This is a genomic window from Protofrankia sp. Cas8, assembly GCF_963555845.1.
Classification (GTDB): Bacteria; Actinomycetota; Actinomycetes; order Frankiales; family Frankiaceae; genus Protofrankia.
Genome location: NZ_CAUVXI010000011.1, coordinates 44521 through 54314, shown reverse-complemented (window position 1 = coordinate 54314; position 9794 = coordinate 44521). Strand labels below are relative to the sequence as shown.

Sequence of the window (9794 nt, the reverse complement as noted above, 5' to 3'; positions counted from 1 at the left end):
TGGGGCCGGATGCCAAGCGGACGGCGATCACTACCAACAAGCTGTCCGACGGGCGTATGGGAATCATCACCCAGGACGCCCCGACGAACGTCATCAGTCGGAACACGATAGCGGGGTCGACGGAGTTCGCGATCACGATTCGGGGTCAGGCTGACGGGACCACGATAGGTAACAACACCCTGTCCGGTCGCGGTTGGCGCGCGGTGGACATCAACAAGGCCACCGGAATCACCCTCGCGGCTCTCAGCGCCAACGATGTGTCGAACTGGATTCCGCGGGTCGAGCGGCCCTGGTATTCGATCTTCGAGCGACACCCCGCGCTGTTCGTGTGGGCATTCATGGCCCTGCTGCCGATCCTGGGATGGCGGACCGGCCGGCGCTGGCGCAAGCGGGCAGCGGAGCATCCCTATCCCGAATCGGACCTGTTGGTGCAGCGGATGACCACAGGCACCGGACCGAAAGCCGACGTCATCAAGGCTGGCCGTGCGAAGGGCACGCCGGGACCGGTCGAGGCGGCCGTCCGGTCGAAGGCTTCGGCTGCTTCCGAGCCGATGCCGGTGGTCCCGGGGCAGGCTGTGCCTCGCTCGACGACCTACCGCACCGCGGCGGCGGCCGACATCGCGGCGGCGGAGCACCGGCCGGGCGGCAAGCCCCGGCCCGCCGACGCGCCCTGGTTCGCCCCCGGTACCGGTCCCGCAGTTCCGGGTGCCCCGCTGGTGCCGGCGGCGCGGCAGACGCCGGTGGACGGCCCGACCGAGACGTTCAACAGCCGGGTACTCGACCGGGCTGGTCTTCATGTCAGCCATGACGACAACCCGACCATGGACGTAAGGTTCCAGCGCGACCGGCTTCGAGAGCCCAAGGACGACCCGTTGAACGTCCATGGCAACGGCTATGGGAACGGGAACGGCTATGGGAACGGGAACGGCAACGGCTATGGGAACGGCAACGGCCATGGGAACGGGAACGGGAACGGGAACGGCTATGGGAACGGCTACGGCGACGACCTCCGGTCGCCGCTCCTGCCGGAGGCCTCCCCGTCAGGTGACCGGTTCCCGCAGTGGACCGGTCACGCATCCGACTCTCAGGCGTTCCCGAACGGTCTCGATGAAGACACCACGACCATCGTCAGCGACGAGGGCGTGTCGGTGATCAAGCTCGACGCGGTCGGGCCGGCACGGGCGACGATGTCCTACAGCAACGGCCGAGGCCGCGACCGTAACGGGCGCAGGGACCCTCAGTGACATCTGTCACCATGCGTCAGAGGCGGTCCCTACTGCTCGTGGCGGCCACCGCGGCCGTCGCCATCGCAGCGGTGACCGCCTCTTGTCATGGTGATGATGCGAAGCCGGTCGCCCCGAAGGCGCCGACGGCACTGGCAGACGGTCTCGCGGCCACCGGCCAGACACGGCAGGTGACATGCCCGCAGAGCGCTCCCACTGTTCACGACGGCGCCGACCTCACGAGCGCGCTGGCGTTGGCGAGCCCGGGCTCTGTCATCCGGATGGCTGACGGGACGTATGTCGGCGGGTTCGTCATCACGAAGGCGGGCAGCGAAGCCCAGCCGATCTGGCTGTGCGGTTCGGGTAACGCGGTGCTGGACGGCGGGAATGACACCGACTACATCCTGCACCTCGACCATGCGGCTTTCATCCGGCTGGTTGGTTTCAGCGTTCGCAACGGCAAGAAAGGCGTGATGGCGGATGCCACCCAGCACAGCGTCATTGCCGGGTTGAGCGTCAGCGCCATCGGGGACGAGGCCATCCACCTACGTGACTTCAGTTCGGACAACCTGGTGACCGGAAACACCGTCCGTGACACCGGACACCGGTCGGAGAAGTTCGGCGAGGGTATCTACGTCGGCAGCGCCGAAAGTAACTGGTGCAAGATCTCGAACTGTAGCCCGGACGCCAGCGATCGCAACTTCATCATCGGCAACAACATCGCTGGTACGACTGCTGAGAACATCGACATCAAAGAGGGCACCGCCGGGGGTGTCATCTCGGAGAACATGTTGTCCAGCGACAGGATGACCGATGCCGGGGGCGACTCCTGGATTGATCTCAAGGGCAACGGGTGGATCGTCGAGAAAAACACCGGTAAGCCCGGCGGGGCCATCAAGGATGGCATCCAGGAGCATGTGGTGAAAGAAGGCTGGGGTCGTCACAATATCATCCGAAAAAACACGCTCGTGGTGAACGCCGCGGGCTTCGGGGTTTACATCCACGAGAAGGACCTCGGGAACGTGGTCGGCTGCGACAATCAGGTCGTGGGCGCGGCTGCCGGTATTTCCAACGTCGCCTGTTCCTGACCGCGTCCGGCGTCAGCGGTTGCCCACCCGGCTGGCCGGGCAGGCAGGCAGGATCAACTCACCTGGCCGAGGCGCCGCGCACCGAGTACCTGAGCGCTGACCTTCCTCTCCGCTACGAACGACAGGAACGGCACGGTTCCCGCAATCATGATCGCAAGAGTGTGGACGGGGCGAAACCGGCAGCGTGACGCCAGATCCACGGTCAGGGCCAGGTAGATCATGAACAGGAAGCCGTGCAGCGGGCCCACGGTTTCGGCCACAGCCGGCGTGTCCGCCAGGTACTTCAGTGGCACGCCTATCAGCACGAGTGTGATCAGACCGACGCCCACCACATACGCGACCACCCGGAACCGCAGCAGCGCCGCGTGGATCGCCTGTTCGCTGTTGCGGCCGGTCCCGGCGGCTGGCGCTGGCAGCGCAGGCGAAGGCCGGGCGGGATCCAAGGTGGCGTCATCGGCTGGCATGGTCACCGCGGCCTCGGTCCCGATGGCGCGTCCCGCTCGTGCAGAGCGGCAAGATAGCGGTTGTACGAGGCCAACTCCGCCTCGCCCTCCTCGTCGTCGATGCTGTTTTCGCCGATGGTGTCGATGGTGCTGATGTTGATCTTATCAAGATACTCAGCAGCCGGGTCGTTCGCTCCCAGCGGGGGCGCGATCCTCGGCATGGCTTCGTTCACCCGCGTCGGGTGACGTTCCTCACGTACCATCTGCCACCAACCGAAGACCACGGCCGCGGCAAAGATCGGCCATTCGACTCCGTAAAAAAGGTTCTGCAGGGTACCGCGGGCAGACTGCCCCTTCTCCCACTGCCACCAGCCGAGTCTGGCGAACAGGCCGATCAGAAAGAGCGCGAGTGCGTGGCGTACCAGCCACGACGGTGAGAAGAGGACTCGGCGCACGGTCGTGACGCTACTCTCCGGTCCGCGCCCTGTGAGCGGCCTGCCCGCCCCGGCTGGGGGGGGTTAGCGAGGAACGAGCAGGCCGGTACAGGGGAGACGGCGCCCCGTCGATCACAAGGATCTTGATGAAGGCGACCCGTCCGTACATTCATATGTCCAGTCGTTCCAGCCGGCCGCATGGTTGCCGCACCCGGAGCATGTCTTTACGTCACCAAAAGCTTACTGTTCGGGCGTTCTAAGGAGTTCTAACTGCCGAGCAGTATCGCGGCGGCGAGCGAGATCTGTCCGGCCGAGACTGCCGCTGGTTGCCGGGGCGAGGTGCCGCCGCTGCCGCCGCGCTGGAAACCCTGAGCAGGCTGGCCGGACCCGGACCCGGACCCGTCCGCCGTTGACACCATGACCGTCATACTGTGTGGGCCGGCGATTCCTCGGAAGTTGATCCGCACGATCGCGTCGGTCCACCGGCCCGGTTGGGGTGGCGCCAGCGACATGGCGGGACCGGCTTGTCCGTCCAGGTCGGTTCGGATCATGCCGCGTACCCCGATGGTGCCCAGATAGAGGTCCAGATGGCCGTCCACGCCGGACGTCAGCGAGATGGTCAGCCTGATTTCACCGGAAGCCGGTACGGCTAGACGATCGATGTAGTCCTTACCGGTCGCCTGCGGACTGCCTCCGCTCCAGTCGAAACGGCCGGTCATGCCGGTCACCGCTGTCGGGGTGGCCCCGACGATGCCGAGCTGGCCGATGGCGGGGTTGTTGAAGGCGGCACGCGCTCGTTCGCGGACGTTGCCATCAGCGCCAGGTCCGTAGAGCACCCAGTCCATGACATTCGGCAGGGGAAGAACAACCCGTTGTGTTGGCATTGTTACTAGAGTAAGTTGAATCAGTGATATTGCACTGGTTGATGCCGATATACTGGTCCGCGGGGTTGTGACTGTCGGTGTGGTTGTGGCGGATGGTGTTGATGGCGGGGCGGTCTGTTGCTGCCCGCCCGGTAGTGAAGGCTTGGGGGACGGCGGCGTGGTTGGGGGGTGGGGCGAGGCCGAGGTTGGCGGAACTGATGCCGCCACAGCTGTGATGGCCCGGCGTTCGTCCTGCAGTGTGATCGCCCGCACGCCGATCACGGTGATCGCGGCAAGGCTCAGCACGCCGGTGGCCATGCCAACGGCGATCACTGCTGGACGCTGGCGGGGCACCCACCCCCAGCGGTCCGGCCTCGACCGTAGGCCGGTTGGTGGCCAGGAGTCGTCGCCGCGTCGCATGCCGCCGCGTCGCATGCCGCCGTGGCGATCGCGGCTGCCAGCGTCTGACGAGAGCGTTGCGCCAGCTGTGCCGGCAGTGCCAGCTGTGCCGGCCATGCGCCTGCGGATCCTGGCGCTGTCCGGCTCATGGGTGAACGCCTCGTCGGCCAGCGCGGCCGGCAGCCATGATGCAGCGTCCGCCTGAGCGGGGCCGGCGCGGCGGCCAGGACCACGATCGCGTCTGCGGCGGGCGGCTGTCACGTGGCCTCTCCTCCCCGCAGTCGCGCCGGTGGGTCAGCCTCCCGCCGCGGGCGCGGTAGTTCCTTGCGTGCGCCTGATTTCTTCCTTGATTGTGCCGAAGGTGCTGCTGCAGGTGGGGACGGCGTCAACCGCTCGGTGTCGCGTACGCTTGTCTCCAGGAGTCGTTCAAGCTCGCCCGCGCCCTTGGACGTCTGGCTCTTGACCGTGCCGATGGATATGCCCAGTGTGCGAGCGGTCTCGTACTCTGACAGATCGAAGGCGTAACGGAGCACCACGCATTCCCGCTTGCGGGTCGGAAGTGACATCAGCGCAGCCCGGACGTCGACGACGGCTGGCACGTCGGTGTCAGCGCGGTGGGTCTCGGCCATGGTGCCGAGCATGCCCAGGCCACGCCGCTCACGCATGATCCGCCGCAGCCGGCTGGTTGCCATGTTCGCGACCGTACGGCGCATGTACGCCAACGGGTTGTCAACCTGACGCACTCTGCCCCAGTGCCGCCAGGCGGCGGTGAAGGCGTCGGCCGTGATGTCATCGGCGGCGTCGTGGTCGCTTGTCAGCAGGTAGGCGAGCCGTGCGAGCTGGCGATGATGCTGCTCGAAGAAGGCGTGGAACTCCGATTCTGGACGCGGACTGTCCGGGGAGCCGGCCTCCTCGGCATCCGGATACGCTGTGCCGCCGGTGCTGGTCGTCGGTGGTGGCGTCACGGACAATGGTGGCGTCACGGACAAGGATGGCGTCACGGACAGTCGAGTCGCCGTTGGTGGACTGGCGGATGTGCCGCCATCGGTGTAGTCGTCCCGTTCCAACCGGCGTGCTCCCGTAGCTCGTCCGATGGCCGACGCATTCCCAACGATCTGGCAGGAATCAGCCGATCATCGAGGTGCAGTCCCGCAGGCAATGTAGTCGAAGTATGTCCGACCGCCAGAGTGAGGTCTCTGCCTGGTTGGCATAATTCGGTCATCCGATGGTAAGATCGGATCTTACGGGATGTTGTACGCAACTGCCGACGTCACGGGCCTGTTCGGCGTACGCAGCGGGCGGTCTTATGATCAGTACTGGATCTTTGCGACGATGTTTCCGGTCTCCGTTGGTCCGGGTATCCCCGCCCCTATGGTTGCGTCGCGCGTCAGAGTGCCTGGCAACAGGGGATGCAGATCAAGGATCGGGGCCGGGGTGCGTGCATGGCCGGACGCGCTAGGTGGTCGGCGCCGGCTGGCCGTTCGTCCGCACCAACCCAGCACGCCGCCTCCGCTTGATCCGGACGTTCCCGTTCCGGACGACCCGGGTCCGCTGCTTCCGGATACTCCGGACCTCCCTCCCGCGCCGCGCGAACCATCGCCCTATACCGAGCCCGCCCCGGCCGAGCCCGAACCCGAACCGGCCTGTCTTCCCCCGGATGACGCCTTCGGCTCCCGTCCCGTCAGCGGCTGGCCGCGGCGATGATCTGCTCTGCGACCTGGCGGGCCTGGTTGGCGGTGATGGCGAAGCCAACGCCGATGTTGCCGGACTCGGACTGTTGCCGGCCAGGAGAGGCGCTCGTCCCACTGCTCGTCGTGGCGATGGACGAGGTGATGCCGATCAGTTCACCGGCCGAGTTGACCAGCGCGCCGCCTGAGTTGCCCGGGTTGAGCGCGGCATCGGTCTGGATCGCCTGGTATCTCACGGCGCCGCCCGTGCCGGCGGTGCCTGCGCTGATGTCGACCTGACGACCGAGGGCCGAGACCACGCCGGCGGTGACGGTCTCGGACAACCCGAGCGGACTTCCCACCGCAACAACCTGATCGCCTACCCGTACGTCCGTGGAGTCGGCGAACGTCGTGGGCGTCAGTCCGGTTGCGTTGATCTTTATGACGGCGAGGTCGGCGGTGGTGTTCTGCCCGATGAGCGTTGCGGCGTACCGGGTACCGTCCTGCATGCGGACGTTGATCGTACCGCCACTCGCGATCACGTGGTTGTTCGTGAGGATGTAGCCGTCGGCACGGATCACCACCCCGGATCCGACCGCCGATACCTGGCGGCCGACGACCTCGAGCGTGACCACACTGGGTTCGATTTTCATGGCGGCGGCGGCGACAGTGTTCGGTGCGCTGGCCTCGACCGCTGATCCTGATGTCGCTGCGGCGGCGCTGACCGCCGGGGGCTGGTCGGCGATGGTCGTGACGGCGGCGCCCACCGCGGCGCCAGCGCTCGCCGTTGCCAGGCTCAGCGCCATCAGGCTCAGGGCCAGGCGGCGGCGGCGGCGTGCAGACGATGCCGGCTTCTCGCGCCCAACGGGCGTGTCCACCGGCGTGTCCACCGGGGTGTCCACCGGGAGCGCGGACGGTGGTGAGGGTGAGAGGGGTGAGAGGGGTGAGCGCAACGGTGGTCGCGTGCGGGCCGGGGGCGCAAGCGTCGAAACCGAGCTGTCGCGTAGCCAGGTGGCATCCATGGTGTCACGATCCCGCCGCGATCTGAGTCATTCGTGAAGCCCGACCGATGAACGCGTGAGAACGTGCTTGGAGTGCCCGGTGACAGGGGTGCGGCGACCCACGGTTCATTACCGTGGGTATAGTATATAAGTTCTTTGAGTAATGTCATGGGATGTTGGAGGTTCACGGATGTCGATGGTGAACATCGATCCTGTCGGTACCGGCGAAGACGGGCAGGCGTGGCGCCTGTTGGCCGCGGCCAGTGACGCGGCGGGAATTCCGATCACCGACTTCGTGATCGCTCACGCCACCAGAGCGGCGACCGACCTTCTGGCCGACCGTCGACTCTTCTGTCTCTCGGCCGAACAGGAGGCTGACGTCAGGGTGCTGGTGGCCGAGCCCGCGCGCATGCCGGCGGGGCTTGAAAGCCTTCTTGCAACGGCCGGGCCGGGGGCCGGTGCGCACGGGCACGGGTACAGCGGCATTGAGACGTTGGCTACCTACCATTCCCGCTCGGGGTTCGACTGCGGATCCTTGCCGACCACGACCTGGTTGCGGGAGCAGGCCCTCATTGCCGCCCAGAGCGGGCGTAACCGGGTCCGGGTCATCCGGCGGGGGTCCGGAGACGACGTTGCCGGTTACTATGCGCTGTCGAGCGGAAGCCTTGCGGGTGACGGAGGGGAGACACCGGTACTGATCATTTCCAGGGTCGGGGTCGACCTCGCGGATCGTCATCGCGGCGTCGGCCGGGCGCTCGTGGCCGACGCCCTGGCGCAGGTCGCGTACGCCGCGGGGCCGGCCCGCACGCCGATCCTCATCATCAATGTCGAGGATGCCTCGGCTCGCGAGTGGTGCCGGAACCTGGGGATCTTCTCCGACTGGCCGTCGGACCCCTACCGTCTGCTGCTACGTGTCTGCGATCTACGTCTGGCGTTTCCAGCATAGGCTGGTGCCAGCCCTGCCGTTACGCTGACGGCTGCCGTGCGGATATCGTGGCGCTGTGCATGCGGTGACAGTGACGTCGTCGGGTGGTCCTGAGGTCATGTCCTGGGCCGAGGTGGCCGATCTACCTTTCCCGGGCCCGGGTGAGGTGGCCATTGATGTGGTCGCCTCCGCGGTCAACCGGGCAGACCTGCTGCAACGACAGGGTTTCTATTCGCCTCCGCCGGGCGCTTCGCCGGTGCTCGGGCTGGAGTGCTCCGGCCTGGTCGCGGCGGTCGGCGACGGTGTGACGGCGTGGCAGGTCGGCGACGAGGTCTGTGCGCTGCTGTCCGGCGGCGGGTACGCGACCAGGGTCAACGTGCCCGCTACCCAGGTGCTTGCGGCACCGGCGGGTGTGTCGCTGGTCGAGGCCGCCGGGCTGCCCGAGGTCGCCGCCACCGTCCACTCGACGGTGTTCGGGCTGGCCGGGCTGAGCGACGGCGAGGTCTTCCTCGTGCACGGCGGCGCATCGGGGATCGGTACGTTCGCGATCCAGGCGGTGCGGGCGCTTCGACCGTCGGTGACGATCGTCACCACCGCGGGCAGCTCGGCGAAGCTGGCGCGGGTCCGCGAACTCGGAGCCGATCTTGCCATCTCCTACCGGGACGACGACTTCGTCGCCCGTGTGAAGGAGGCCACCGACGGTCGCGGAGCGGACGTCATTCTCGACAACATGGGTGGTTCCTATCTGGCGCGCAACGTTGACGCGCTGGCCGTCGAGGGGCGGATCGTCGTGATCGGACTCCAGGGCGGACGAAAGGGCGAACTGAACCTCGGGACGCTGTTGGCGAAGCGGGGCGGCGTACATGCGGTGTCTTTGCGTGGCCGGCCGGACGCGCAGAAGGCGGCGATCGTGGCCGCTGTTCGTGAGCAGTTCTGGCCGGCGGTCGAGGCCGGCACGATCCGGCCGGTCGTCGATCGGGTGGTCCCGATCGAGCGGGTCGCCGACGCGCATCGGCATGTCGAGGACCTCGGGCATGTGGGTAAGGTCCTACTTGCTGTGAATCTTGATTACAGTGAGTCCTTCAAGTGAGGCAAAATGTCGCCGAAGGTGATCGGATCAGGACCGCATCCATCCTGCCCGCATGCCTTTCGGCGCGACCAGGCAGGATGGACCCATGGCAGATCAACCGGACCCGCGGGTCGTGATCGTCGGACCGGACGGTGCTGTGGATACCGATACCTCGGGTGCTCGCCCGCGGATCGTGCCCGGCGCCATCGGCAGCGGCATTGATGCGTCCCACGTCACCGACGGCGAAGGCGACCAGTCGAACACGCTCATGGAGATGGTCTCCCAGCCGGACAAGGTGATGCGGATCGGCGCAATGATCAAACAGTTGTTGGAGGAGGTACGGGCGGCGCCGCTGGACGAGGCGAGCCGGCTCCGCCTTCGGGAGATCCATCGTAATTCGATCAGAGAGCTCTCCGACGGGCTGGCCCCTGAGCTTCAGAGCGAGCTGGGCCGTCTCACCCTTCCGTTCGACGAGACGCAGACCCCGAGCGACGCCGAGCTCCGGATCGCCCAGGCGCAGCTCGTCGGCTGGCTCGAGGGGCTCTTCCACGGCATCCAGACGGCGCTGTTCGCCCAGCAGATGGCCGCGCGGGCCCAGCTGGAGGAGATGCGGCGGCGGGCCCTGCCAAGCGGTTCCCAGTCCGGTGAACAGTTCGGTCGCGGCGCCTATCTGTAGTTTGTG

At 66.8% G+C, this 9794-nt stretch carries 9 protein-coding genes and 1 pseudogene; 5 read left to right on the top strand and 5 right to left on the bottom strand.

What is annotated here, in order from left to right; translation table 11 throughout:
* Nucleotides 1–1244, top strand: a pseudogene (locus U9977_RS03820) (right-handed parallel beta-helix repeat-containing protein); the annotation flags it as partial.
* Nucleotides 1241–2311 (top strand): hypothetical protein, encoded by a 1071-nt coding sequence (locus U9977_RS03815; protein WP_322747753.1) that lies wholly within the window; start codon nt 1241–1243, stop codon nt 2309–2311. The pseudogene U9977_RS03820 and the gene U9977_RS03815, both read left to right, overlap by 4 nt.
* Nucleotides 2312–2364: 53 nt before the next feature.
* Here U9977_RS03815 and U9977_RS03810 read toward each other — a convergent pair whose 3' ends face one another.
* The 5 genes from U9977_RS03810 to U9977_RS03790 form a co-directional block, all read right to left on the bottom strand.
* The gene (locus tag U9977_RS03810; protein ID WP_322747760.1) at nt 2365–2775 is read right to left on the bottom strand and encodes a DUF3817 domain-containing protein; all 411 of its coding nucleotides are present in this window, start codon (nt 2773–2775) and stop codon (nt 2365–2367) included.
* A 2-nt stretch (nt 2776–2777) separates the two neighbouring features.
* Nucleotides 2778–3209 carry a hypothetical protein gene (locus U9977_RS03805; RefSeq protein ID WP_322747752.1) on the bottom strand — a complete coding sequence of 144 codons (432 nt, stop codon included), beginning with the start codon at nt 3207–3209 and terminating at the stop codon, nt 2778–2780.
* Nucleotides 3210–3454: 245 nt separating this feature from the next.
* On the bottom strand, nt 3455–4024 hold the full coding sequence (locus U9977_RS03800; RefSeq protein WP_322747751.1) for a hypothetical protein: 570 nt from the start codon (nt 4022–4024) through the stop codon (nt 3455–3457).
* A gap of 683 nt (nt 4025–4707) precedes the next feature.
* Entirely contained in the window at nt 4708–5415 is a 708-nt protein-coding gene (locus tag U9977_RS03795; protein ID WP_322747750.1) for a SigE family RNA polymerase sigma factor, read from the bottom strand.
* 716 nt (nt 5416–6131) lie between these two features.
* Nucleotides 6132–6995: a S1C family serine protease gene (locus U9977_RS03790; RefSeq protein WP_322747749.1), complete on the bottom strand. Its 864-nt coding sequence runs from the start codon at nt 6993–6995 to the stop codon at nt 6132–6134.
* Between the two features lie 322 nt (nt 6996–7317).
* Here U9977_RS03790 and U9977_RS03785 point away from each other — a divergent pair, with 322 nt between their 5' ends.
* From U9977_RS03785 to U9977_RS03775, 3 genes are all read left to right on the top strand, one after another.
* Entirely contained in the window at nt 7318–8064 is a 747-nt protein-coding gene (locus U9977_RS03785) for a DUF1778 domain-containing protein (protein ID WP_322747748.1), read from the top strand.
* A gap of 55 nt (nt 8065–8119) precedes the next feature.
* Nucleotides 8120–9133 carry an NAD(P)H-quinone oxidoreductase gene (locus U9977_RS03780; RefSeq protein ID WP_322747747.1) on the top strand — a complete coding sequence of 338 codons (1014 nt, stop codon included), beginning with the start codon at nt 8120–8122 and terminating at the stop codon, nt 9131–9133.
* Nucleotides 9134–9218: 85 nt separating this feature from the next.
* Nucleotides 9219–9788: a bacterial proteasome activator family protein gene (locus tag U9977_RS03775; RefSeq protein WP_322747746.1), complete on the top strand. Its 570-nt coding sequence runs from the start codon at nt 9219–9221 to the stop codon at nt 9786–9788.
* Nucleotides 9789–9794: the final 6 nt, after the last annotated feature.

Excerpts from the sequence above, each read along its gene's own strand:
- U9977_RS03810 (WP_322747760.1), bottom strand. The coding sequence starts at position 2,775 with ATGCCAGCCGATGACGCCACCTTGGATCCCGCCCGGCCTTCGCCTGCG.
- U9977_RS03775 (WP_322747746.1), top strand. The coding sequence starts at position 9,219 with ATGGCAGATCAACCGGACCCGCGGGTCGTGATCGTCGGACCGGACGGT.